Consider the following 25,778-nt stretch of genomic DNA (forward strand, 5'->3'; position numbering starts at 1 on the left):
CCCACCTACCGGGTTTTCAAGGGGCTGTTTATTTTACCCTCAAGCACGGTGGGGTGACCCCGGTAGAAAGTGGCCCGTACGCTACCGGGCAGCTGCATACCCCGGTAGGGGTTGTTTTTGCCCTTGGTCTGCTGATCCCGGGGAACAATGGTGCGCTGCGCCCGAGGATCCAGCACCACAATATTGGCGGGTTCCCCCACCGCAAGGGGGCGACCCTGATCGGCGAGCATCCCAATCTCGGCGGGCTTGGTGCTCATGATACGGGCAAGATCCGCCCAACCTATCATCCCGGTGTCTACCAGGGTTTTCTGCGCAATCGAGAGTGCCTGTTCCAAACCTGTCATGCCGTTTGCCGCGCAGTCCCACTCACAATCTTTGGATTCATCCGGGTGCGGGGCATGATCGGTGCCAATAATATCGATCGTGCCGTCGGCTACCGCGGCGCGCAACGCCATCACGTCCTCATCGGTGCGTAGCGGTGGATTGACCTTGTATACGGGGTCATAGGTGCGCACCAGCTCATCGGTTAAAAGCAGGTGGTGGGGGGTAACCTCAGCACTCACCTGTATTCCGCGCTCTTTTGCCCACCGCACAATCTCCACAGCACCCCTGGTGGACAGGTGGCAGATGTGCAAACGGGATCCCACATGGTGGGCGAGCAAAACATCTCGGGCAATAATGGACTCCTCGGCAACAGCCGGCCAGCCGGTAAGACCCAGGTCGGCCGACACCCGTCCCTCATTCATCTGAGCGCCCTCGGTGAGCCGCGGCTCCTGGGCGTGCTGAGCAATAACGCCGTTAAAAGTTTTTACATACTCAAGAGCCCGGCGCATCATAGCCGGATCCCACACGCACATGCCGTCATCGGAAAAAACCCGAACCCGAGCCCGCGAATCAGCCATAGCACCAATTTCGGCGAGCTGCTTACCGGCAAGCCCCACGGTGACGGAACCAATAGGCTGTACCTGCACCCAACCCGCTGCCCGGCCCAGTTCATACACCTGTTCCACCACACCGGCGGTATCCGCCACCGGGTTAGAGTTCGCCATAGCAAACACCGCGGTATAGCCGCCGGCAGCAGCCGCACGGCTACCGGTTTCAACGGTCTCGGCATCTTCCTGACCGGGTTCCCGCAGGTGGGTGTGCAAATCTACCAGGCCAGGAAGAGCAATGAGCCCGGAGGCTGAGATGACCTCGGCATCGTCGCGGTGAAGGTTCTCCCCTATCTCAGCAATAATGCCCCGGTCAATAAGAATATCGGCGGTTTTCTCACCCAGAAGAGATACTTCTTTAAGGAGATATTTCTCAGTCATGCTCGTACTTTCTTGTGTGCTGCAGAAGTTGGGTGCGCATCGAAATCGCGGGGGCTGCCACCGGTCATCAGCAGGTAAAGCACCGCCATACGCACCGAAACACCGTTATTGACCTGCCGCAGCACCCAGGAGCGGTCTGAGTCGGCCGCTACCGTACTAATCTCCAAGCCGCGGTTCATGGGTCCGGGGTGCAGTATCGCGGTTTCGTGCTCGGCACTGTCAAGCAGGGAAAAACGCTCAGGAGTCAGCCCCCACAGGCGGGTATATTCCTCTCCGCTGGGGAAGAAAGCCGCGTGCATACGTTCCTTTTGGATACGCAAGAGCATCACCGCGTCAAGACGGGTCTGTAGCGCCCGGTCTAAACTGAAATACACTTGGCAGGGCCAGTCCTCAATATCCACCGGCAGCAGGGTGGGCGGGGCAACAAAAACTACCGTGGCACCCAGCGAGGTGAGCAACCAGAGGTTAGAGCGGGCAACCCGTGAATGCAAAATGTCACCCACAATAGCTATCCGCATCCCCGAAAGATCGGTACCGCGCGTGGTCTCACCGGTGGCGGCAGCGCGAAACTGGCGCAAAGTCATGGCATCGAGCAGGGCCTGGGTGGGATGGGCGTGAGTGCCGTCGCCGGCATTGAGAATGGACGCGTCAATCCAGCCGGCCTCGGCCAACCGCTGAGGTGCACCCGAGGCAGAATGACGGATCACAATAGCATCGGCATCAATAGCGGCGAGAGTCTGAGCCGTATCTTTCAGAGACTCTCCCTTAGAAACCGAGGAACCCTTGGCAGAAAAATTGATCACATCGGCCGAAAGCCTTTTCTCAGCGGTCTCAAAAGATAGACGGGTACGGGTTGAATCCTCAAAAAAGAGGTTAACCACGGTGCGCCCCTGAAGGGCGGGAAGTTTTTTGACCTCGCGCTTACCCACCTCACTCATATAGTCGGCAGTATCGAGAATAGTGATAGCTTCTTCGCGGGTGAGATCGCGGGTATCAAGAAGATGTTTCATGGTTCCCCTCTTCGGCAGTTTTGGCTGGGTACAGAATTTCTACACGGTCGGGACCGGCTTCAGAATCAATTTCGTGAAGAAAGACCCGCACAGACTCTTCCTCAGAGGTGGGCAGATTTTTACCCACATGGTCTGCTCGAATGGGTAGCTGCCGGTGTCCGCGATCAACCAGCACAGCAAGACGAACACAGGAGGGGCGTCCGTAGTCTTTGAGAGCATCGAGCGCGGCACGGATGGTACGCCCGGAATAGAGCACATCGTCGACAAGTACAACATTTTTACCGTCGATACCGACAGCGGGAAGCCGGCTCGGCTGCGGCGACCTCCCCGGGATGTTCCGCAGATCGTCGCGATACATGGTGATATCGAGCTGTCCCAAAGAATCACGGGCAGAAAACCCAGCATCGGCCTGCTCAATTTTGCCTGCCAAACGCTGCGCCAACGGGGCACCCTTGCGAGGAATACCCAGCAAAACCAAGCCGTCAGAGCCCTTGTTTGCTTCAAGAATTTCGTGGGCGATCCGTGTCAACACCCGATCAATATCCGCAGCAGCAAGAATAGTACGCCCCGAACGAGAATCCAGCTCCGCCATAACCGGCCTCCTTCCCCGCCTCACAGGACGGAATTTAAAGGTTGCTTTCTGTCATAACTTACCACAGCCACCAACCAAATCTGCCGCGTCACACAAAAAGAGGGGTAGCGTTTCCTCAAAACGCTACCCCTCCCGCGGTCTAGGCAAGCAGAGTGGGTTTGAGCCGGCGCAGACGATCCAGCAGCCCGTTCACAAACTTGGGTGAATCATCGGTTGACAGCAGACGCACCAAACCCGTCGCCTCAGAAATTGCCACCGGGTCGGGGACATCGTCGTTAAAAAGTAGCTCCCAGGCCCCAAGGCGCAGGGCTACCCTATCCACGCTCGGCATACGATCCATCGACCAGCCCTGGGAATAGGTTTCAATATACTCGCGAATTTCTTCATCGTGGTCGCGGACCCCGCGCACAATCGTCTCCGCATAGGGAGAGATCTGGGTGGTAGCGTGCAGTCTACGGCGTTCGAGCGTATCGATAATGTCGTCCTTGCGCTGTTCCGCCTCAAAAAGAACCTCGAGAGCTCTGAGGCGGGCTCTTGTTCGTGAGTTCACTGTATCCTCAGCTAGTCGTTGACCCGGCCAAGGTAGTCGCCGGTACGGGTATCAACCTTCACCCGGGTCCCCTGCTCAAGAAAAAGCGGGACCTGAATTTGTGCGCCTGTCTCAAGGGTGGCAGGTTTGGTCCCGCCGGTCGACCGATCACCCTGCAAACCGGGTTCGGTGTAGGTGATTTCAAGAACCACCGAGGCGGGTAGCTCAATGTAGAGCGGCGACCCCTCATACATGGCAATAGTCGCCACCTGTGATTCCAGCAGATAGTTGGCAGCGTCCCCCACCACGACGGCCGCCACATTGATCTGATCATAGGTCTGGGTATCCATGAACACGTAGTCGTCGCCGTCCTGGTAAAGGTACTGGTAGTCGGAGCGGTCAACGGTCGCGGTCTCCACCTTGGCACCGGCGTTAAAAGTTTTATCGACAACCTTGCCCGACGTCACATTGCGTAGCTTGGTGCGCACAAAAGCACCGCCTTTACCCGGCTTCACGTGTTGAAACTCGATCACCGACCAGAGATTGCCGTCAAGTTTGAGAACTGTACCGTTTTTGATGTCGTTGGTTGTTGCCATCCGACTCTCCTTTACATGTGTAATTTTCAAGGATCACTAAAAGATTCTTTGCAATTGTAGCGTGTCTTTGCCGCAGACACCGCAGGCCCCGTCAGCGGAGGTAAAAAGGACTCCGGTATCACAGTCTTATTCTGCCGGATCCGCAATACTCAGGTAGGTGGAGAACAGAATAGCCTCATCGGGGACCTCGTAGATACGGGGCTGAGCCAGCCTGTCCAGGATAACAAAACGGAGCTGGTTCCCCCGTGCCTTCTTATCGCGACGCATCGTTTCAAGAAGCTGTCCCCAGCGGTGGGCGGGATAGGTGGTGGGCAGGCCAACCGACTCACAGATAGCCCTGGTACGGTCCACCGTCTCTTCGTCGAGGTAGCCCGCAGCCAGAGAGAGCTCCGCAGCGTAGACCATGCCCACAGCTACCGCGGCTCCGTGCCGCCACCGGTAGCGTTCAAGGCGCTCAATAGCGTGGGCAAGTGTGTGCCCGTAATTCAAAAATTCCCGGCGGCCGGACTCCCTCAAATCATCCGAAACTATGTCAGCTTTCACCCGCACGGAACGCTCAATCAGCTCGCGGACCAGATCGGACTGGGAATCACGAATTTTTTCGAGGTTCCCCTCGATGATCCTCAGAATCTCGGGATCGGCGATAAAACCGCATTTGATCACTTCTGCCATACCGGTCAGTAGCTCATACCGGGGCAGGGTGCGCAGGGTGCCGATCTCGCACAGCACAGCGGCCGGCGGATAAAAAGTTCCCACCAGATTTTTCCCCTCGGCGGTATTGATGGCGGTTTTACCGCCCACAGCAGCATCCACCATGCCCAGCAGGGTGGTGGGCATGTGCACCACTTTTACCCCGCGCAACCAGGTCGAAGCAACAAAACCGGCGAGGTCACTGACCGCTCCGCCCCCCACCGAAACCACCGCATCGGTGCGGGTAAAATTATTCTGCCCCAGAACCTGCCAGCAGAAACCGGCAACCTGCAGATGTTTCCCCTCCTCGGCATCGGGGATTTCCGCGCTCAGGGACTCGTAGCCGGCCTTTCGCAGGTCGTCCATGACCAGCTCCCCGGTGGAGCGAAGGGCACGGGGGTGGATAACCAGAACTTTACGGGTGGCTCCCCCAAGTATGTCGGGAAGTAAACCCAGCAGGTGGTGGCCAACCACCACATCGTAGTTTTCGGAAGGACGTTCTCCGCGCACCGCAATAGAGATTGCATCGGTTGACATCGAATTCACTGTGCTCGCCTTTCGGGTAGAAAGAATAAACTGTTGGAGCTCCGAGGTCATCTGGGTCAGGCTGCGGCCCCCGCGGGCATCAAGCGTATAGCTTGCCAGTTCACGGTACCGGCTCAGCCGGGGTGCGGTCACTTCCAGCCAGCGGCTCATCGGATCCGGCTGCAACAGGGGCCTGCTCCTATTACCCTCGATACGGGGCCTTACGGTCTCGGCATCAACCCTAATATAAATAACGCACTCTCCGCGTAGCAGCTGGGCCACCGCATCAGTCATGGGGGCACCCCCGCCCAAAGATAGCACCGTGTTCCGGTGGGCAGGTGATTCCAGGATCTCACGAACAATCTGGGCTTCAAGCCGCCGAAACTCGCGCTCACCGTGCTCATCAAAAAAATCTGAAATGGGGCCGTACCTCTGCACAAAATACTCATCGGCATCAACAAAACGGTAGCCGTAAAATTTTGCCAGGTGGGTACCGATATACGATTTTCCGGCGGCCATCGGCCCGATCAAAATAATGGGACGGCGCCGTGAAAGGTAGTCCTCTTGAAGCTGCCGCACCTGCTGCGGGTCCGGTGCCAGATGGGGGTTTTCATCTTTTCCCCCTGAGTCTGCGTCCATTGAACTTTAGCTGCCCCAGCCCGAGACCCTGGGCTCCCAGGCAAGTGAGCTGGGTATAGCGGCCAGGTAGCTGTCCAGATTACGGCGGGTCTCAGCAATGGAGTCGCCACCGAACTTTTCGAGAGAGGCTTCTGCCAGCACCAGGGCCACCATGGCCTCTGCGACCACCCCGGCAGCGGGAACAGCGCACACATCGGATCGCTGGTGGTGGGCGCGCGTCTGCTCCCCGGTGGAGGTATCAATAGTTTTCAAGGCCCTGGGTACGGTGGCGATAGGTTTCATAGCAGCCCGCACGCGCAAAAGATCACCGATGCTCATGCCGCCCTCAATACCGCCGGCACGATTGGTGTCGCGGTGGACACCCTGGCGTCCCACCGAAATCTCATCATGGGCCAGAGTCCCGTCCCGGGTGGCCGTCATGAAACCGTCCCCCACCTCAACCCCTTTAATGGCCTGGATACCCATCAGCGCTGCGGCCAGCCGGGCGTCGAGACGGCGGTCCCAGTGCACGTAGGAGCCAAGCCCCGGAGGTAGCCCATAGGCAAGAACCTCAACAACACCGCCCAGCGTTTCACCGTCCTTGTGTGCCCTGTCGATACGCTCCACCATTGCCTGACTAGTCTGACGGTCAAAACAGCGCAGGGGGTCAGAATCCAGGTCATTAATATCGGACGGTTGTGGGCGTGCTGCATCGGACGGCACGGCAACGGCGGCAATCGCGGTGGTGTGACTCACCAGCTCAACGTCAAGCGCTTTCAGCACCTGGGCGGCCACCACGCCCAGAGCCACCCGGGTTGCGGTCTCGCGGGCCGAGGCGCGCTCAAGTACCGGACGGGCCTCATCGAAACCGTATTTCTGCATACCGGTAAAATCTGCGTGACCGGGGCGCGGCCTGGTCAGCGCAGCATTCCTGGCCCTGCCCTCAATTTTTTGAGGGTCAACGGGGTCAGAACTCATGACATCCACCCACTTGGGCCACTCGGTGTTGGCGATTTCAATCGCTATGGGCCCACCCTGGGTTTTACCGTGGCGCACACCACCGAGAATACGCACCCTGTCTTCCTCAAACTTCATGCGTGCACCCCGGCCGTAGCCTAGCCGGCGCCGGGCCAATGCCCGAGCCACCATATCGGAAGTCACATCCACACCGGCAGGAACGCCCTCAATAATTCCTACCAGTGCTTCACCGTGCGATTCGCCCGAGGTTAACCAACGCAGCATAGGTTTTTGTTTCCCTTTCACATACACTCGAAGTGCCCCGGCACTTGCCGGTTATCTACGGATGAGCGCGGGCCCACCCTCTAAGTTTAACGGTTATCCCGGGGGCTCAACTGCCGTGCAGAGTACACGTTCTGCGGCAGAACCGTACGCGGGTTAAGCCCGATCGACCGACACATGGCATTCACCATGGCAAGCTCCCCGTCAAGCCTATCGGTAAGTTGATACCCGGTAAAGAGTTTTACCTGATCCACAGCCTGATACATCAGCATTTCTTTCCCGGATACAGCGACCCCACCCAACTCATGAAACCGGTGGGCCAGTGCCGAGGGCCAGGGGTCGTAGGATACATCGAGAAGGATACCGGAGAGCTTCCCGGCGAGCCGCGGGCAGAGGCTATCGGCGGCACCGGCTGGCAGGGTTGACACCGTCAGCGAGTAGTTCTTTGCGGAATCCGCAAAAGAGGAGAATTCTTTCAGCCGGAGCCTGATCCCCAGTCGCTGAGCCACTGTCTTCACCCCGTGAGCTCTAGTAGCTGAACGCACAAACACATCGACTGTTTCTGCGCCCAGATATGTCATAGCCGCAAGCGCGGCGGCGGCCGTCCCTCCGCCTCCGACGATTGCGCACGAGCCGGTATCCACCTCGCCCGCAGCCGCCCAATTGAGAGAGTTGACGACCCCCGAGACATCGGTGTTATGCCCGACAGCCTGCAACCTGTCACCATTCGCAGATCGCTCCCAAAAAACCGTGTTGACCGTACCCACCACCTGTGCCAGGTCTGTTTGCCGATCAAGAAAATCTTTAACAGCGGTTTTTAGGGGCATCGTGCAGGAAAAGCCGCACACATTCCCCAGTCTGGCGGCATAAGCAAACCTGTCTGCCAGCTGATCTTTGCGGGTATCGAGGCTGCTATAGCTGATCTGCCGGCCCAGAAAGTCATAGGCAACCCGGTGGAGCACCGGCGACAGGGAATGCGCCACCGGGTGGCCCAGCACAAAGGCCCTGCGCCGCGTCTTTGGGGGAGCCAACTATGAGCACTTCCCCTTGTTCTTCTCGCACCAGTCATCGTATTCTTCAACGTTTCTGAGGTGCTCTTCATAGGTGGTAGCGAACTTGGTTTCACCCGTATCGAGGTTAACCGTTACCCAGAAATAGTAGTTATTCTTATCGGGGTTAGCGGCAGCTCTCACCGCTGCCAGATCGGGTGAACCGATCGGACCCACGGGCAAGCCCTTGTGGTAGAAGGTGTTGTACCTGTTGTTGGCATCCCGCTTCTGGGCGTCGGTAATCTGGTAGGTCTTCTCTCCCAGACCGTAGGCTACGGTAGCATCTGACTGTAGGTAGCCTCCGGTCTCACCCTCGGGATTGTTCATGCGGTTTTCAATGGCTCCGGCAATGGTCGAATAGTCCTTGGGTAGACCCTCAAACTCCAGGATAGATGCCTCGGTAATCACGTGAAAAATACGGTCATCGCCCTCAACGTTTGCCTCAGCTAAATCCTGCTTGGTGCGGTCAACCAGTGTCTGCACAATCTCCCGAGCGGTGGCATCTTTATCAAAATGATACTCTCCCGGGTGCAGCCAGCCTTCAAGGTTAGGAAAGTTTGAGGGAATACCGAACTGGCCAATATCGTCATTGAGCGCGTTAAACTCCGCGTAAGAAATACCGGTGGTTGTCGCAAGATTCTGTAGCGTTTCGTCCATACGCAGGGTCTGGTTGATCGCAACATACACCTGGTCAGCACTGTTAAGATCGAGAAGCACGTTAAGGGCCGCCTCGCTACTCATCCGTTCTTGCAACTCGTACTCACCGGGCTGCACATAAAGGTCGCTACTAATATCCTGGTAGGTCTTCAAAAACCGAGATGCATCGGCGATTACACCCCTCGCTTCGAGATCAGCGGCAATTTGCGACAGCGACGTCCCCGACTCAACGGTGTAGGAGACAGCTGTCCCATTACCGTCCCCCCGATAATCTTTACGCTTAAACCAGCCGGTCTGGGGAGCAATGATAGCAACAACCATCACCACAGCCACACTAAAAACAAGCACGGCGGTAATCAGAGTGTTCCGACGACGGACCCTAATACGCCGCCTCTGATCGGCGGTCATAACTTCGTGCTCCACGGTGATCCCGCCGAGCACACTATCACGGGTATCGTCTGCGTCGTTCAGAAGCATCCTGAGATTTTCGGGCTCTTCTCGGCGGCGTGACCTGCGTGGCTGATAAGAATTCTTACGACTCACTCGGGGCTCTCCGTCTCTTTCTTGGTCGATTCCGCTACAGCAGAACCGGTCGATTCATGGCCGGGATACACGGGTATGCCCACCGTCTCACGACCCCCGGAGAGGGAGTCGAGAGCGTACTGCAAAATATTGACCGCAGCTACCTGATCCACCATCTTTTTAAAGTCTCGCGACGAAACACCGGCGTCGTGGAGGGACCGCCTGGCGCTGACCGTAGTGAGTCTCTCATCCACCAACCATACGGGCACCTCGCTCTGCTGAGCAAGCAATTCTACCCTCACAGCTGAGGCGTAGGTTCTTGCCATTGCTGTTGAGTCGCTATCACCGCCGCGCATGGTCTTGGGAAGACCCACAAAAATTTCGACAACCCCGTGCAACTGCACAAGCTTTCCCAGAACCCTGATATCGGAGTTCTTTTTAGAATCCCGTCGCAGGGTTCGCAGAGGGGTTGCCAAAATACCGTCCGGATCGGACAGCGAGACACCGACGCGGGCCCGGCCCACATCGATGCCCATCCGTACACCTCGCCTCGACCCCAATACCTACCGGGCCTCCACAATAGCTTCCCGTAAAGCGGCAAAAGCCTCTTCAATCTTTGAAGAATCCTGGCCGCCGCCCTGGGCGACATCGTCTTTGCCGCCACCGCCACCACCGAGCACGCCGGCGGCAACTTTTACCAGCGCACCCGCACGCATACCGGTTTCACGGGCGGCCTGATTTGTGGCAACCAGCACCAGGGGCCTCCCGTTGTGGATACCGGTAACAGCGACCACCGCTGCCTCCTGGCCCAGGCGATTCCGCAGATCAAGGGCCAGGTCGCGCACCTCGTTTGCTGTCAGCGTCCCGGCGTGATGAAGGAGTAGGCGCACACCGCCGAGAGTCTCGGTCGTCTCAAGAAGACGCGCAGCCTCAGACTGCAGCTTCTCTTTTCGCAGTTTCTCGATCTCTTTTTCAGCGGTTTTGAGCCGGTTGAGGGTTTCAGAAAGTTTCTCGGGCAAATCTGCGCTGTGCTGGACCCTCAGCATACCGGTGAGCTGGTTGACCAGGGTGCGCTCAGCGGCCAGGTGTTTGAAGGAATCAAGACCAACCAGCGCCTCCACGCGGCGGTTACCCGACCCCACCGATTGCTCAGAAAGCAGGGTCAGCGAACCGATCTCGGCAGAAGATTTCACGTGGGTGCCTCCGCAGAGCTCGCGGGAGAAATCCCCCCCAATATCAACCACACGGACCACGTTGCCATACTTTTCACCGAAGAGACTCATCGCGCCCAGCTTTTTAGCCTCGTCCAGAGACATTTCGCGGGCATAGGTCTCAAAATTATCACGGATAGCGGTGTTGGCGACCTCTTCAACCTCCTGCTGAACCGCGGGCGAAAGACTCTCATTCCAGGCAAAATCAAACCTCAGGTAGCCCTCTTTGTTAAAGGAACCGCGCTGGGTGGCCTCTTTACCTAAAACCGTGCGCAGGGCTGCGTGCACAATATGGGTACCCGAGTGGGCCTTTTCGCCGTCGTGACGACGCTGCTCATCAACACGGGCGGTGACGGTTGCGCCGGTGGCGACCTCCCCCTCGCGCACCCTGGCACGGTGTACAGAGAGACCTTTAACCGGCTGCTGGACATCGCTGACATCGAGGGCGAACCCGTGACCGTAGATCACACCGGTATCGGCTGCTTGCCCACCGGACTCGGCGTAGAAAGGAGTCTCATCGAGTACAATTTCCACCCGATCACCGGCACGGGCAGCCGGTACGGAGACACCGTCAACCAAAAGAGCTCGCACGGTCGTTTCGGTGGTGAGCTCCGTATATCCGGTAAAGACCGACCCTCGTTCGTCGGCGAGTGCCCGCAGAGCCGAGAGGTCTGCAAAAGAGCCTTTCTTCGCCTGAGCGTCTGCCTGGGCACGGTGGCGCTGCTCATTCATCAGCTCCCTGAACGCCTGTTCATCGACCTTGACCCCGGCCTCTTCTGCCATTTCCAGGGTGAGGTCAATGGGAAAACCAAAGGTGTCGTGCAGGGCAAATGCCTCTTCACCGGACACCACCGACTTCCCGTTTTGCCGGGCATGCTTAACAGCCTCTTCCAGGCGCTCGGTACCCGACTCAATGGTGCGCAGAAAAGCTTTTTCCTCCGCATAGGCTATACGGCTAATGCGGTCAAAGTCTTCAACCACCTCCGGGAAAGCTCCACCCATAGCATCGCGGGAAGCGGGAAGGAGCACGGGCAGGCAGGGGTCGGTGACACCCAGCAGCCGCATAGCCCGAATAGCGCGCCTCAGCAGCCTACGTAGAATATAGCCGCGGCCCTCGTTGGAGGGGGTAACACCGTCGGCGATAAGCATAAGTGAGGAACGTATATGATCAGCCACCACACGCATACGAACATCGTCGTCGTAGCCCTCGTCATCGGCTGACTCCGAACCATGATAGGTTTTGCCGGACAGTCGGGAGGCGGCATCGAGTACGGGCCGCACCTGGTCGGTCTCGTAGAAGTTTTCAACCCCCTGCAAGAGCATGGCCAAACGCTCAACACCCAGGCCGGTATCAATATTCTTCGTGGGAAGATCCCCCAGGATTTTAAAACTATCTTTACCGGTCCCCTCGCCACGCTGGTACTGCATAAACACCAGGTTCCAGATTTCGATGTAGCGGTCGTCGTCGGCTGCCGGCCCGCCCTCTTTACCGTAGGCGGGGCCGCGGTCGTAGAAGATCTCGGAGTCGGGTCCGGCCGGCCCCGGTTGGCCAGTTGACCAGTAGTTCTCCGCCATGCCCATACGCTGTACACGCTCTTCGGGTAGACCGACGACGCGGGTCCAAATATCGTGGGCTTCGTCGTCGCCCTCGTAGATGGTCACCCAGATACGGTCGGGATCAAGGCCGTAGCCGCCGTCATCGGTGGCGCTGGTCAACAGCTCCCACGCCCAAGGGATTACTTCTTTTTTAAAGTAATCACCGAAGGAGAAATTACCTGCCATTTGGAAAAAAGTACCGTGACGGGCAGTTTTACCCACCTCGTCAATGTCGAGGGTGCGAATACATTTCTGCACAGAAACGGCCCTGCTATAGGGGGCGGTCTCCCTCCCCAGGAAATAGGGGATAAAAGGGACCATGCCTGCTATGGTAAACATAGCACCGGGTTCGTTGGACACGAGCGATGCGCTGGGCACCAGGGTGTGACCGCGCTTCTCGAAGAAGTCAAGCCAGCGCTTAGAAATTTCCTGTGAAAGCATTAAAGTGCCTTACCTTTTCGTGCTCAGTGATACGTCTACAATGATGATGTGTGGCTTGCGTTGCGGTTGACTAGCTAGGCGAAGAAATCACTGCCAAGCGTCCGGTCGCGATCAATCCTCTGCTGAAGGCTACCGGCAACAGAACTACCCTCCACACTACCGTTTTCCCTCTCGGCCTGCCGAGCGTCTGGGCGGTTGCTAGTTCCCCAGGTGTCAATAGAACCGGGGCGGATATCCCGCTTCTGCTGTTCAAAACGCTGATGCAGCTCATTCTCTTTTTCGTCCATACCGCGTTTGACGCGGGCAGCAAACCGAATAGCCCTCACAGCGTAGGGCTGAAGCGGCCTACCAACGGCCGAGTCAAAGAATTTTGCCATCGCGGTCTCCTCCCTCGTCGCGGAGTCAAGAGCGCCCTCTCTACTGACCTCTATCCGGTCACCGGGCCCGGACGACTGTCGGCGGCTGGCCAGGTAACCGGCGAGAGCACCGGCCGCTAACAGGGCGGTATTTTTCCACAAACCCATTAGATTTTATCTCCGTCATCTGCGCTCCCATCACCGCTTTCGCCGCGCATAGCCTTGCGCAGCCCGTGTGAGAAAGATGCAACCTTGATCAGCGGCTGGCCCACGGTTGAGGTAACCAACGATGAAAGGGCCGAAACATTGGCTGAGGCGTCGGAAACATTGCTGGTAATGTCATCGACCTTGGCTAACTGCGAATTGGTGCTGGTCACCGTCTTGGTGACTTCTTCAATCAGTGGAGTAGCGCCGTCGTTGAGCGAACGAATGGTTTTCGTGAGCTCGTCAAAGACTTTTCCCAGCTTGATAATGGGTAGCGCAAGCAGGATAACAAGGATTGTAAATACACCCGCCGCTATGAGTCCGGCAATATCTGCTCCGCTCACAGTTCTCTCCCGTCGACGATAACAATTCGGACACGATGCCGATAACAAGTCTACTGCACGCCGGGGAGGCTATCCCAGTTGATGAGGTATCGACCATTCCGTGACCGGTGCACAAGCTATACAGCAGAATCTAAAGCAGAAAGGGTTCGCATCAGTTCTGATGCGAACCCTCCACAAACCCGCCTATGCCAGGCGTGAGTAGTATTCAACCACCAGCTGCTCTTCGCAGGTCACGGGGATTTCTTCACGCTTGGGGGCACGTTCAAGTTTTGCGTGCAGCTTCTCGATCTCCACATTCAGGTAGGGCGGGGTGTCTGGCAGAACTGCCTGCTGCTCACCGGCCGCAGCCACCTGGAAGGGGGTCATCTTCTCAGACTTGGGGTGCACATGGATCAGCTGACCGGGCTTAACACGGAAAGAGGGGCGATCAACACGAACACCGTCGACCATAATATGCCGGTGCACAACAAGCTGACGGGCCTGGGCGATAGTGCGCGCAAAACCTGCACGGAGCACCAGCGCATCGAGGCGGGTCTCAAGGATCTCCACCAGGTTTTTACCGGTCTGACCTTCGGTACGCTTTGCCTCGAGGTAGGCGCGGCGCATCTGGGCTTCGCGAATATTGTACTGGGCGCGCAGACGCTGCTTCTCCCGCAGCTGCACCGCGTAGTTAGAATCTGCCTTCTTCCGGGCGCGACCGTGCTGGCCGGGACCGTAGGGGCGACGTTCAAAATATTTTTCTGCCTTCGGGGTCAGTGCAATGCCCAGGGCACGTGACTGACGCACGGTACGGCGGGTACGGTTGTGGTTTGCCACAGCTGTATAACCTTTCAATAGCGGTTGGCAGGGCTCTGCGTGGAACCTACTGCCATTTGTCTGTTGTCTTGGCCTCCGTTCCACCCGTAACTGAGGTGGCGGAGAGTTTGGAGCAGCCGCACTTCCGCACTACGGCTATCCCGGTGATCAGAATAAAACGGGTATCTCCGTATTCATCATGAGGTATTTTGGGTAGCCTGCCAGACTCGCACCAGTCTACTTCACCGCAATAGCTGGAGAAAAATGCTGCGGCGGGCTTCCACTATGTTTTTAGCCACTTCAGCGAATAGAACGTGTGCGCGGGGCACTATCTTTCATCACCGTAATCAGTCTTTCCCCGAAGACGCACCGGTATATTCTCACCGCCCAGCAGGGAGCTGATCCTTTTGAGCCGTTCCTCCAGCTCTTTTTCGTGTCCGTTCCGGCTGGGATAGTAGTAGCGTCTACCGAGTAGCGAATCCGGTAGGTACTGCTGGCGCGCAACAGAGAAAGGCTCATCGTGAGGGTAGATATACCCTACTCCGTGACCATACTGGGCAGCACCACCGTAGTGCCCGTCCCGCAGGTGCATGGGCACGGTGCCGGAATTACCTTTTTGCACGTCGGCCATCGCCGCATCGATTGCGCTAATCACAGAGTTTGATTTGGGCGCTGTCGCCAGGTGGATCACCGCCTGCGCAAGGTTAATACGAGCCTCGGGCAGACCTATAAGTTGCACGGCCTGAGCCGCATCGACAGCCGCGGTCAGCGCCGTGGGATCTGCCATGCCAATATCTTCGCTAGCGTGAACGATCAGCCGCCGCGCTATGTATCGGGGGTCTTCTCCCGCCACAATCATACGCGCCAAATAGTGCAGGGCCGCATCTACGTCTGAACCGCGAATAGATTTGATTAAAGCGCTGGTGACGTCGTAATGCTGGTCCCCCTGACGGTCGTAGCGCAGAGCCGCCTGGTTGAGAGCTTCTTCGGCATGCTGGCGTGTGACCCGTGTTTTCTCCCCCTCACCGCCCCCACCACCGGCGGCCAGGGCCACCGCGGCTTCAAGGCTGGTCAGTGCCTTGCGGGCATCACCGTTTGCAAGCTGCACCAGGTGGTCTCTGGCGCTGCTCAGGAGCGTGACCGATCCGCCAAACCCTCGGGGATCAGCTACCGCGCGGTCGAGCAGGTCGGCAATATCCGAATCGTCAAGACCTCTCAGGGTCAGCAGGATAGAGCGGGAAAGGAGCGGGGAGATCACAGAAAACGAGGGGTTCTCCGTGGTTGCCGCCACCAAAACCACCCACCGGTTTTCAACACCGGGCAGCAGGGCATCTTGCTGCGCCTTTGTGAAGCGGTGGATCTCGTCGAGAAAGAGAACGGTGGTGGTGCCGTGAAGATCGCGGTCGGTCAGCGCCGCCTCCATCACCGCCCGAACATCCTTAACACCGGCGGTCACCGCCGAAAGTTCCACAAATTTCCGGTGCCCGCCGCGGGCAATCACGTGGGCTAGCGTGGTTTTACCGGTACCCGGAGGCCCCCAGAGGATCACCGACTGCGGGCCGGTCAGGGTGGTTGACTCCCCCGCCAGTATGCGCAGGGGCGATCCGGTCGTGAGCAGATGCTTTTGCCCCACCACCTCATCCAGGGTGCGCGGACGCATACGAACGGCCAGCGGATTGTGGGGCCGTGTTGGTCGACTACTATCGTCGTGGGACTCAGAAACGTCAAAGAGTGAATCGGTCACCCTCTTACTTTAGCGTCTTATCCGGTAGCCTAGCCCAGCTGTTCGCTGTCAAGAATCAGGGTAACCGGTCCATCGTTCACCAGGCTCACCCTCATATCCGCACCGAACTCTCCGGTCTCCACCCTGGCACCGAATGCTCGCAGATACCCCACGTAGCGATCAAAGAGATCTCCGGAGACACTGCCCGGCGCTGCCGCGGACCACGAGGGGCGGCGGCCCCGCCGGGCATCACCGTAGAGGGTGAACTGGGAGATGACAAGGAGAGGCGCCCCCAGGTCCGAGCAGCTTTTCTCCCCTCTCAGCAACCGCACCTTCCACGTTTTTTCGGCAAGCTTGTAAGCGGTCCGCTCACTATCGTCGTGGGTGATACCCACCAGCGCGAGCAGGCCGGGTTCGGTGATCTCACCCACGGTCTTCCCCTTCACCGTGACGGCGGCCGATGTTACCCGCTGTAAGATTACTCTCATCCGATACCCGCCTAGGGTGTATTCTTTCTGGGTTTGAAATCCACACCCGCCTCTTGACGCTGCTGGGCGGTGATGGGGGCGGGGGCGGAGGTCAGCGGGTCAAAACCGTTTCCGGTTTTGGGGAAGGCAATAACATCGCGGATAGAATCGGTTCCACCCAGAAGCTGCAGCACACGATCCCAGCCAAAGGCTATACCGCCCATAGGGGGGGCACCGTAGGAGAAGGCTTCCAGCAGAAAACCGAACTTCTCTTCTGCCTCTTCTTGACCGATACCCATGACGGCAAAGATACGCTCCTGAATATCGCGGCGATGCACACGAATGGAGCCTCCCCCAATTTCATTGCCGTTACACACGAGATCGTAAGCATAGGCCAGTGCCCGGCCGGGGTCCTTATCGAAGGTATCGAGGTAGTCATCTTGGGGGGATGTGAAAGCGTGATGCACAGCGGTCCAGGACGAATGACCCAGCGCCACGTCGCCCGCGGCTGTGGCTTGATCGGTCGGCTCAAACATGGGCGCGTCAACAACCCACACAAAAGACCAGTCCCCCTCCGTAATAAGCCCGGTGCGATGGGCTATCTCCACCCGGGCTGCACCTAACAGAGCGCGGGAGGGCTGTGCCTGGCCGGCGGCAAAGAATATGCAGTCGCCCGGCTGAGCCCCGGCCGCCGCAGCCAGACCCTCACGCTCGGCATCGGTAATGTTTTTGGCAACCGGACCGGTGAGCTCGCCGTCGTCCTGTACCAGGACGTAGGCGAGACCGCGGGCGCCGCGCTGCTTTGCCCATTCCTGCCAGGCATCGAGGGTGCGGCGAGGCTGTGAAGCGCCACCGGGCATCACAACCGCTCCCACATAGGGTGCCTTAAAAACTCTAAACGTAGTGTCTTTAAAATAGTCGGTGAGTTCGGTGAGTTCCAGACCGAAACGAAGGTCGGGCTTGTCGGTGCCGTATTTGCGCATCGCCTCGGCAAAAGTGATGCGCTCGATGGGGCGCGGAACCCGCACATCGATGAGGGACCACACCGCCTCAACAATACGCTCACCCAGGTCGATAATATCTTCCTGATCTACAAATGAAGCCTCAATATCCAGCTGGGTGAATTCGGGCTGGCGGTCAGCACGGAAATCTTCATCGCGGTAACAGCGGGCAAGCTGATAGTACTTTTCAACACCGCCCACCTGGAGGAGCTGTTTGAAGAGCTGCGGGGACTGCGGCAGCGCATACCAGCTTCCGGGTGCCAGTCGTGCCGGTACCAGAAAGTCACGTGCGCCCTCGGGGGTTGACCGGGTTAGGGTGGGGGTTTCCACCTCGGTGTAGCCGTCTTCCTCCAGCACGGCACGGGCACGGCGGTTTGCCTCCGAGCGCAACCGTATCAGGCGGGCAGGCTCGGGCCGTCTCAGGTCAAGGTAACGGTATTTGAGCCGGGCCTCTTCGCCCACTTCAACATGCTGGTCGATTTGAAAGGGGAGGGCTGCGGCGGTGTTGAGCACTTCCGTTGATTGAACCTCAACCTCAATGTCACCGGTTTTCAACTGGGGGTTCTCGTTACCGGCGGGCCGACGAGTCACCCGACCTATCACCTTCAGGACATACTCGTTGCGCAGGTGTTCAAAGTCTTCTTCGTTGTGGAACACGCACTGGGTGACACCTTCGCGGTCACGCAGATCAACAAAGGCGACCCCGCCGTGATCGCGGCGGCGGGCAACCCACCCGGTGAGAGTCACGGTCTCTCCAATGTTTTCGGCGGTGAGTTCGCCGAGGGTGTGCGTGCGTAGCATTCTTTTCCTTTCTACGGTTCTAGCCGGTGACTGTCGGTAGAACAAACAGATCGTGTGTAGGTTGGGCTGTTGCTAAGTCTAGCGGTCTTTAGCGGTCGCTGCCGGTTACCGTGACGTGCAGGTCTTCAAGCGGAGGGGCCCAGGTCTGAGGCTGCGCCTCTACCTGCTCCCCGGATCGAATATCTTTGACCTCGTGCACCGGTTGGCCAGAATCGTTGATGTGGGTGAACCAGACGAAGGGGATACCCCGTTTTTCAGCGTATCTGATCTGCTTACCAAATTTGGCAGCGGTTGCTGACACCTCGCAGGGGATACCGCGTGCCCGCAGTGCCTGGGCAACGTCTTGGGCCTGGTTCCACATCAGATCGTTGGTCAGCGCTATAAGCACAGCGGAAGGCACTTTGCGGGATGCCACCGCCATGTTCTCGGCGATAATCCGGGACACAAGACGGGTAACACCGATAGACAGGCCCACCCCGGGAAAAACGCGTTTACCGTGTGCGGCCAGAGATTCATAGCGGCCACCCGAGCAGATGGAACCGAGCTTTTCATGACCTACCAGCAGTGTCTCGTAGACGGTGCCGGTGTAGTAGTCTAGGCCGCGGGCGATCGAGAGGTCTGCGATAACCTTTCCCGGTGCCCGCTGGGCTGCCTGCCCCACCACTTCGGCGAGTTCATCCAGTCCCTCGTCCAGGAGGCGGTGTTCTGCACCCAGTGCCCGCACCCGATCGACGAAAGAGGTATCCTCAGCCCGAATTTGCGCCAGTGCCAGGGCCGACTGCGCCTGATCGTCCGTAGCTCCCAGCTCCTCTTTGAGCAGCTGGGCAACCGCCTCTGCCCCAATTTTCTCTAACCTGTCGATATTGCGCAGCACACCGGCGGTATCGGTCAGACCTATCCCCCGGTAAAAGCCCTCGGATAGTTTTCGGTTGTTGACCCGAACCCTGAAATCGCCTATCCCGAGTCTGGTGAGCGCGTCAACCATCACCAGGGCCAGCTCCACATCGTAGCGAAAAGGCAGTGAGCCGTCCCCCACCACGTCAATATCTGCCTGGGTAAATTCGCGGAACCTGCCGTCCTGCGGTCGTTCGCCGCGCCATACTTTCTGCATTTGGTACCGCTTAAAAGGGAAGTTGAGGTAACCCGCATTTTCAACCACATAGCGGGCAAAAGGTACGGTGAGGTCAAAATGCAGGGCGAGTTTTTCTTTGTCACGGGCACCCGAGGCGGGGTTATCTAAAAGACGGGAGACACTGTACACCTCTTTGTCTATTTCGCCTTTGCGGAGCAGCTGCGCGACGGTCTCAACCGAGCGCGTTTCAATGGGTGAGAAGCCGTGGAGCTCAAAGGTTTCACGTAGGGTGTCCAGAACATGGTTTTCAATGAGTCTTTCCTCGGGTAGGAGTTCTGGAAAACCTGACAGTGATGCCTTGCGAGCCATGTACTCTCCTTGAAGAACTTGGGTATCCGTGATCGGCTTTACTCTAACGGTGGGGTTGACCGCCGAGTGCCCTACGGTGTTTTGGGTCTGCTATCAAGGGTACTCCGCTGAGAAGTGATTACCCAAAGAACATGGGTGATGTGGGTAGGTTTTTATCGGTGTAGTAACCTTCGGGTGGGGCGGAATACGGTTGCCCGCACCAGGTGTCTAAAGCTATCCTTTAATCACGCTCTCATTATTATTTTTTGCGACCCTTGATACGCAGGGGTACAGGTTGTGGGAAGCGATTTTCTTTGTTTAAACGCGCATATGCGCCCAAGGTGAAAGAGTTTTAGCGGTGACTACACAATCCGACGACGTAAACCCCGTGGACCTTGAGAAGGCCCGTAAGTTTGGCAGGGTGTCAGATGACGGCCACGTGTTCGTAATCGTCGAGGGCGAAGAGTACGCGGTTGGTCAGCTTCCCGATGCCGACGCCGACGAGGCGCTTGCCTATTTTGCCCGTAAGTTTGAAAATGTTGAAGCGCAGGTAACCCTTCTTGAGTCCCGTGTGGAACGGGCTGCCCCGGCCGCTGATCTGCAGAAATCTGTGGAGCAGCTCGGTGCCCAGGTCGCCACCAGAAATATGGTGGGTGACTACGCAAACCTGCAGGAGAGGCTCACGGTGATTACCGGCAAAATTGCCGAGCTTGCAGAGACCGAGAAAGAGAGGCAGGCGGCTGCACGCCAGGCCGCTCTCGAAGCGCGTGAGGCCATTGTTTCTGAGGCCGAGTCCATTGCCGGCCAGGACCCCGCTAAGACACACTGGAAGAATTCTCACTCAACCATGAACAAGCTGTTTGAGCGGTGGAAGGCGACCCAGCGGGAGCACCACCTTCCCAAGTCTGTTGAAGACGACCTGTGGAAGCGTTTCCGCGCTGCACGAACTACGTTTGACCGGCACCGTCGGGCGCATTTTTCTTCTCTTGACGAGGCTAACGCCAAAGCGAAACGCGCTAAAGAGGCTCTTATCGCTGAGGCTGAAGAGCTTTCTCAGTCCACGGATTGGGCGGCAACAGCCGCTAAATACCGCGGGCTGATGGACCGCTGGAAGGCTGCTCCGCGGGCTTCCCGCAGGGAAGATGACGCGCTGTGGGCCCGTTTCCGTGCAGCCCAGGATAAGTTTTTTGATGCCCGCAACGCGATGAACGCCGAGCTCGATAAAGAGTACGAGGCCAATCTGGCGGTTAAAGAGAAGCTGCTGGATGAGGCCCGCGCTCTTATACCGGTCAAGAATATCAAGGAGGCTAAAGCAGCCTTTGACGGTATCCTTGACCGCTGGGATCGGGCGGGGAAGGTTCCTCGCCGTGACCTGCGCCGGGTTGAGGGCGAGCTGAAGAAGGTTCAGGATGCGATCCACCATGCTGAAAATGCCCGGTGGGCTAAGACCGACCCCGAGAAGCAAGCCCGCGCACACTCGATGCTGGCCCAGCTCGAAGAGACCATTACCGGGCTTGAGGCGGATCTCAAAGAGGCTGAGGCCAGCGGAGATAGCCGGCGGGTGAAGAAGGCCCGTGAGGCCCTTGATACCCGGCGACAGTGGCTCGACACTCTCCGTGCTTCATCTGCCGATTTGAAGTCCTAACCCTATCCTCAGCGCAGGTGCAGTGTAGCTGGGCGGGGTGCACCTTATCCACAGATTGGGGTGCACCCCGTTTTTGCGGCCTTTTCAGTGACAAGATATGAGTATGGTTACTTCACGTTCTCGTCTATCGGTGCTCGCGCTCCTGCCCTGTCCGCTGCTGCCCCCACAACGCACCGGTTTCTTTGGAAGCTTTCGAAACCCCGCCACGCCTGCGAGGCGGCAGCCTCAAGATAGCTTTGAGGAATCTTATCAACAGTGCCGCGAGCACCTGATTCCGGCCAGTGATTTTAGCTCTCATCCCGGGGAAGCTATGATTTTCGCCAGGGAGCACGGACTAGCCCACCTGTGTTTTAACATGTATTATCCCGCCCACCGTGAATCTACTCCCCTGCTTCGGGCCGCCGCTCTCTACGAGTGTCTGGGGAAAACCTATACGGGCCGTGGCAGGGTCTCGCGACAGAGTGCCGCCTGGATCTGGGGCTACCTCCCCTCGCTACCGTCCGTCCTCCACATTGATTTTGATCGAACACTGCGGCTCAACGTCACCCGTGCCCGGCAACATCATATTGAAACCCACCAGGTACGTGTGATTGCCTACGACTACATCCAGCTAGGTCTGCTTCGTGTCACCACACCGCTTCGCACCGTCATTGACCTGCTTCTCTACGACCAGGGACAAGAGGCTGACCGACTGATCGGTGCGATGCTAGATGATCCACGGCATAGCTGCTCTGCGGACCGGGTACACGAGATCATGGATATGATGACCTACGTGCGTCACAAGGCGCGTGCCCTTGATCGTCTAGACAGGATCGTTTGTGGGTAGGCCAGCCCGGTATCCTAGTCCTGGCTGTCCAGCGGCTTTGCCCCGGTGAGCCGGTAGACCTTATAAACCCCCTCAACATTTTTCAGTACGTTGAGAAGGTGATCGAGCATATAGCGGTCTCTCAGCTCCAGCGTAAACCGATTGATGGCAAAACGATCGGCATTGGTCAAAACACGGGCATCGACGATATTGGTCTGATTTTCGGCAATCACCTTTACAAGGTCCATCAGCAAGGACTTGCGATCCAGGCCCTCGACCTGCACAATCACGCGGTAGAGCGCGTTTGAGGTCCGGGCCCAGTGTACCTCGGTTGCCCGCGGCTCTTCATCGATATGCCGCATATTGGGGCAGTCGGTGCGATGGACCGAAATACCGCGGGTGCGTGTCACCACCCCCACGATCTCATCGGGCGGAACCGGGTTGCAGCATTTGGCAATGTGCGTCAGCACTCCCTCGGCGCCGGGCACAACAATGCCGTTGTCACTGACCGTGCGGTGCGAGGAAAACATATCTTCATCGAATTCGGTGACCACCTCGTCTACGGCGTCGTCTTCTTCACCGTAGTAGATTTTAACGAAGGCATCGATCGCATCCTGCGCTTTGATCTCGTTCTCACCGATTGCGTGGTAGAGGGAGGCCCCGTCATTTTTGTGGAATTCGTGGGCAACCTGCATGAGCAGGTTGGGGGTGAGCATTTTGGTGAGTGGGAGCTCGTGGTTGCGCATTGCCCTGGTGAGGGTATCGCGGCCCTTATCGATAGCTTCAAGACGGCGACCCTTGGCAAAGTGCTGGCGTATCTTGGTTTTTGCCCGTGATGAGCGCACAAATTTTAGCCAGTCTTCGCTGGGACCCTGGTTTTCGTCACGGGTGGTGAGGATTTCGACCACATCACCGGAATTGAGAATCGAGTGAAGAGGTACCAGTCTGCCGTTGACCTTGGCGCCGATAGTTTTATCCCCTACCTCCGTGTGGATAGAGTAGGCAAAATCTACCGGGGTGGAATCGGCGGGCAGGGTAATGGGTTTACCCTGCGGAGTGAGAACCACGACCTCATCGCCCTCAAGGGTATCTGCAAGAAGCTCGTAGAATTTTTCGGACTCCGGGTTGGAACTAGAAATCTCGGTAATATTTTGTAGCACCCCGATATTGATGGCCGCGGTCTGGGCGCCCGATTGGTGGCTCTTTGCACGGTCCAGGGACTCTCCTCGCGATGCCGCTTTATAGCGCCAGTGCGCAGCAACACCGTATTCGGCTTCCTCGTGCATTTCATAGGTGCGAATCTGGATTTCTAGGGGGAGGTTTCCGGGGCCGTCAACGGTGAGGTGCAGGGACTGGTAATGGTTGTTCTTGGGCGATTTTATGTAGTCTTTGAAGCGGCCGGGGACCGCGCTCCACAGGCTCATCACGTGCCCTAGCACAGCGTAACAGCTGTCTTCTTCCTCCACCATGATTCGCACGGCGAGAATATCATTGATTTCGTCAAAGCTCTTGTTCTTTGACTTCATTTTCTGGTGGATTGAGTAGTAGTGTTTGGGGCGGCCGGTTACCGTAGCGCTGATACCGACCTTCTGCAGCCGGTCTTCAATGCCGCTCTTTGCCTCGTCCAGGTATTTCTCTAGTTTGGGGGTCCTCTCCCCCACCATACGCACGATCTCACGGTAAATATCCGGCGACATGGCGGCAAACGAGAGGTCTTCAAGCTCCCACTTGATGGTGTTGAGCCCCAGGCGGTGGGCAAGTGGGGCATAAATCTTCAGGGTCTCTTCGGCTTTTTTCGCCGCTGACGCTGCCGGCACAAACCTCCAGGTTCTCGCGTTGTGCAGCCGGTCGGCAAGCTTGATGAGTAGCACCCGGATATCCTTGCTCATGGAAAGCACCAGTTTGCGGATCGTCTCAATAGGAGCATTTTCACCGTATTCCATCTTGTCAAGCTTGGTCACCCCATCAACCAGGTAGGCGACCTCCTCCCCAAAATCTTCGGCGAGCTGCTCACGCGTGTAATCGGTGTCTTCAACGGTATCGTGCAGCAGACCGGCTACGAGTACCGTGCCGGAGGCACCCATCTCTGCAAGGATAGCGGTTACCGCAACGGGGTGGGTGATATAGGGGTCACCGCTTTTTCTTTTCTGCCCCTGGTGGTATTTGTTGGCTACCTGAAATGCCCGCTGGAGCACCTCAAGATTTTCTTCGGGATGGTATTTTCGTACGGTTCGCACCACCGGGGCAAGAACCGGTGAGAAGCGTAGCGGCTGCACTTCTGCCCCGGCCATTTTTCTCCCAAAAACCAGCCGGTTAGGAACACGTTCAGAGGCAGCCATCACACGGTGCGAGCTCCCCAGGCTTTTTTGCGGATTATTTCCTAACATCGTGGGGGAAATAATATTTTTATCGACTCCTCGCCCTGAATCAGTCATTGGTCGGTGTTCCTTCCCTGCATGAATGGGCTTATATTGTATCGCTCATAGTACTACCAAAAAAGCGGGCGGGTAAGTGGCCTCAACAGTAGCCGCTTACCCGCCCGAGTCAAAGGATTAACGCTAGTCCCCCGAAGACACCGTATGCAGGGTGACCTGCACGGTAGGTGAAAGATCAGCGTCATCATCGGTCTCAGACTCGGCAGATACCTTTCCCGATCGTAGATCTTCAACCAGACGGGTATGGGCAACAATCCCTTTCTCCCCCAGGCGCAAAGCACCGTAAAGCGGGGCAGATACAAAGAGCGTTCCCACCGTTCCCACGATGATCCCCACAAAAAGCGCAAGCGAAAGATCACGCAGTGTTCCGGCCCCCAGGATAAAGACACCGATAAAGAGGATTGCCCCCACCGGAAGAGCCCCCACCACAGAGGTATTGATGGACCGGACCAGTGTTTGGTTGACGGCCAGGTTAACCTGCTCCCCATAGGTGGTATCCCTGCGGGATTCAATACCGGCAGTATTTTCCCGAATCTTGTCGAAAACAACCACCGAATCATAGAGTGAATAGCTCAAAATGGTGAGAAAACCAATAATCGCGCTGGGAGTAATCTCAAAATCAACCAGCGCGTAAATACCCACCGTAATCACCACGGTAAAGGCGAGACCCGCGATCGCGGCCAGCGACATCTTCCAGGTACGAAAATACAGTGCCATACCGATGAGAGCAAGCACCACAAAAGCAACCAGACCGTAGAGCGCCTGTCGGGTGACGTCCGCCCCCCACGTGGGACCAACAAAGGACGAGGTCACATCGCTTTCCCCCACACCGTAAGCGTCCTGTAGGGCCTGTTTGACCACCAGAGTCTCATCATCGGTTAGCTGACTCATCTGTGCCTGAACAGTGTTTGCCGAAATATTGGTGACCCGCACGTCACCGGCTGCAGGGACAGAATCGGCGATAGCCTTTTCCCCCAGAGAAACATCGGTGTTCTCCGTTGCCGATACCGTAAATTCCGAACCACCGCGGAAATCAATACCCAGGTTAAAGCCACCCTTGATCACCGGTACAAGTATCGACAGTACCACCAGCACCAGGGCGATACTCAGCCACAGCCTACGCCGCGGGATAAAACCATAGGATCGTTCACCCGAGTGAAGATCATTACCAAAACGTGCCAGAGCATTAGCCAC

22 protein-coding genes and 1 pseudogene are annotated in these 25,778 nt (G+C 57.5%); 2 read left to right on the forward strand and 21 right to left on the reverse strand.

Features of this window, described 5'->3' with window-relative positions; translation table 11 throughout:
• Positions 1-5: 5 nt before the first annotated feature.
• The 19 genes and pseudogenes from ACS1BR_RS08335 to hisS all read right to left on the reverse strand — a co-directional run bounded on the left by ACS1BR_RS08335 (position 6) and on the right by hisS (position 19,720).
• Positions 6-1,313, reverse strand: a complete 1,308-nt coding sequence (locus ACS1BR_RS08335) for a dihydroorotase (protein WP_463561497.1) — start codon at positions 1,311-1,313, stop codon at positions 6-8.
• Positions 1,310-2,323 (reverse strand): aspartate carbamoyltransferase catalytic subunit, encoded by a 1,014-nt coding sequence (locus tag ACS1BR_RS08340; RefSeq protein ID WP_463561498.1) that lies wholly within the window; start codon positions 2,321-2,323, stop codon positions 1,310-1,312. The genes ACS1BR_RS08335 and ACS1BR_RS08340 overlap by 4 nt, the downstream gene beginning before the upstream one ends.
• Entirely contained in the window at positions 2,307-2,915 is a 609-nt protein-coding gene (pyrR, locus tag ACS1BR_RS08345) for a bifunctional pyr operon transcriptional regulator/uracil phosphoribosyltransferase PyrR (RefSeq protein WP_463561499.1), read from the reverse strand. The genes ACS1BR_RS08340 and pyrR overlap by 17 nt, the downstream gene beginning before the upstream one ends.
• Positions 2,916-3,054: 139 nt before the next feature.
• Complete coding sequence (nusB, locus tag ACS1BR_RS08350; RefSeq protein ID WP_463561500.1) at positions 3,055-3,465, reverse strand: transcription antitermination factor NusB; 411 nt, start codon at positions 3,463-3,465, stop codon at positions 3,055-3,057.
• Between the two features lie 11 nt (positions 3,466-3,476).
• On the reverse strand, positions 3,477-4,040 hold the full coding sequence (gene efp, locus ACS1BR_RS08355) for an elongation factor P (protein WP_463561501.1): 564 nt from the start codon (positions 4,038-4,040) through the stop codon (positions 3,477-3,479).
• A 126-nt stretch (positions 4,041-4,166) separates the two neighbouring features.
• Positions 4,167-5,267, reverse strand: coding sequence for a 3-dehydroquinate synthase (gene aroB / locus ACS1BR_RS08360; RefSeq protein WP_463561668.1), 1,101 nt, complete (start codon positions 5,265-5,267; stop codon positions 4,167-4,169).
• 81 nt (positions 5,268-5,348) lie between these two features.
• Positions 5,349-5,894 (reverse strand): annotated as a pseudogene (locus tag ACS1BR_RS08365) (shikimate kinase); the annotation flags it as partial.
• Positions 5,895-5,900: 6 nt separating this feature from the next.
• Complete coding sequence (gene aroC / locus ACS1BR_RS08370) at positions 5,901-7,115, reverse strand: chorismate synthase (protein ID WP_463561502.1); 1,215 nt, start codon at positions 7,113-7,115, stop codon at positions 5,901-5,903.
• An 86-nt stretch (positions 7,116-7,201) separates the two neighbouring features.
• Entirely contained in the window at positions 7,202-8,143 is a 942-nt protein-coding gene (locus ACS1BR_RS08375; RefSeq protein ID WP_463561503.1) for a shikimate dehydrogenase family protein, read from the reverse strand.
• Complete coding sequence (gene mltG, locus ACS1BR_RS08380; RefSeq protein ID WP_463561504.1) at positions 8,144-9,295, reverse strand: endolytic transglycosylase MltG; 1,152 nt, start codon at positions 9,293-9,295, stop codon at positions 8,144-8,146. It abuts the gene before it with no gap.
• Positions 9,296-9,357: 62 nt separating this feature from the next.
• Positions 9,358-9,876, reverse strand: coding sequence for a Holliday junction resolvase RuvX (gene ruvX / locus ACS1BR_RS08385; protein WP_463561505.1), 519 nt, complete (start codon positions 9,874-9,876; stop codon positions 9,358-9,360).
• A gap of 27 nt (positions 9,877-9,903) precedes the next feature.
• Positions 9,904-12,588, reverse strand: coding sequence for an alanine--tRNA ligase (gene alaS / locus ACS1BR_RS08390; protein ID WP_463561506.1), 2,685 nt, complete (start codon positions 12,586-12,588; stop codon positions 9,904-9,906).
• A gap of 74 nt (positions 12,589-12,662) precedes the next feature.
• Positions 12,663-13,112: a peptide chain release factor 4 gene (locus ACS1BR_RS08395; protein WP_463561507.1), complete on the reverse strand. Its 450-nt coding sequence runs from the start codon at positions 13,110-13,112 to the stop codon at positions 12,663-12,665.
• Positions 13,112-13,492: a DUF948 domain-containing protein gene (locus ACS1BR_RS08400; RefSeq protein ID WP_463561508.1), complete on the reverse strand. Its 381-nt coding sequence runs from the start codon at positions 13,490-13,492 to the stop codon at positions 13,112-13,114. The genes ACS1BR_RS08395 and ACS1BR_RS08400 overlap by 1 nt, the downstream gene beginning before the upstream one ends.
• A gap of 183 nt (positions 13,493-13,675) precedes the next feature.
• Positions 13,676-14,308 carry a 30S ribosomal protein S4 gene (gene rpsD / locus ACS1BR_RS08405; RefSeq protein ID WP_463561509.1) on the reverse strand — a complete coding sequence of 211 codons (633 nt, stop codon included), beginning with the start codon at positions 14,306-14,308 and terminating at the stop codon, positions 13,676-13,678.
• Positions 14,309-14,615: 307 nt separating this feature from the next.
• Positions 14,616-16,031 (reverse strand): replication-associated recombination protein A, encoded by a 1,416-nt coding sequence (locus tag ACS1BR_RS08410; protein ID WP_463561510.1) that lies wholly within the window; start codon positions 16,029-16,031, stop codon positions 14,616-14,618.
• Positions 16,032-16,060: 29 nt separating this feature from the next.
• Complete coding sequence (gene dtd / locus ACS1BR_RS08415; RefSeq protein ID WP_463561511.1) at positions 16,061-16,498, reverse strand: D-aminoacyl-tRNA deacylase; 438 nt, start codon at positions 16,496-16,498, stop codon at positions 16,061-16,063.
• Positions 16,499-16,509: 11 nt separating this feature from the next.
• Positions 16,510-18,279 (reverse strand): aspartate--tRNA ligase, encoded by a 1,770-nt coding sequence (gene aspS / locus ACS1BR_RS08420; RefSeq protein ID WP_463561512.1) that lies wholly within the window; start codon positions 18,277-18,279, stop codon positions 16,510-16,512.
• 88 nt (positions 18,280-18,367) lie between these two features.
• Positions 18,368-19,720: a histidine--tRNA ligase gene (hisS, locus tag ACS1BR_RS08425; protein WP_463561513.1), complete on the reverse strand. Its 1,353-nt coding sequence runs from the start codon at positions 19,718-19,720 to the stop codon at positions 18,368-18,370.
• A 337-nt stretch (positions 19,721-20,057) separates the two neighbouring features.
• Between hisS and ACS1BR_RS08430 the strand changes: the two genes are divergently transcribed.
• On the forward strand, positions 20,058-21,344 hold the full coding sequence (locus ACS1BR_RS08430; RefSeq protein WP_463561514.1) for a DUF349 domain-containing protein: 1,287 nt from the start codon (positions 20,058-20,060) through the stop codon (positions 21,342-21,344).
• Between the two features lie 310 nt (positions 21,345-21,654).
• Entirely contained in the window at positions 21,655-22,170 is a 516-nt protein-coding gene (locus tag ACS1BR_RS08435) for a hypothetical protein (protein ID WP_463561515.1), read from the forward strand.
• Positions 22,171-22,184: 14 nt separating this feature from the next.
• On the opposite strand, the gene ACS1BR_RS08440 is transcribed toward ACS1BR_RS08435, so the two are convergent.
• On the reverse strand, positions 22,185-24,536 hold the full coding sequence (locus tag ACS1BR_RS08440; protein WP_463561669.1) for a RelA/SpoT family protein: 2,352 nt from the start codon (positions 24,534-24,536) through the stop codon (positions 22,185-22,187).
• Between the two features lie 171 nt (positions 24,537-24,707).
• Positions 24,708-25,778, reverse strand: coding sequence for a protein translocase subunit SecF (gene secF, locus ACS1BR_RS08445; RefSeq protein ID WP_463561516.1), 1,071 nt, complete (start codon positions 25,776-25,778; stop codon positions 24,708-24,710).

The organism is Rothia sp. 18CD1-1 (assembly GCF_055285355.1).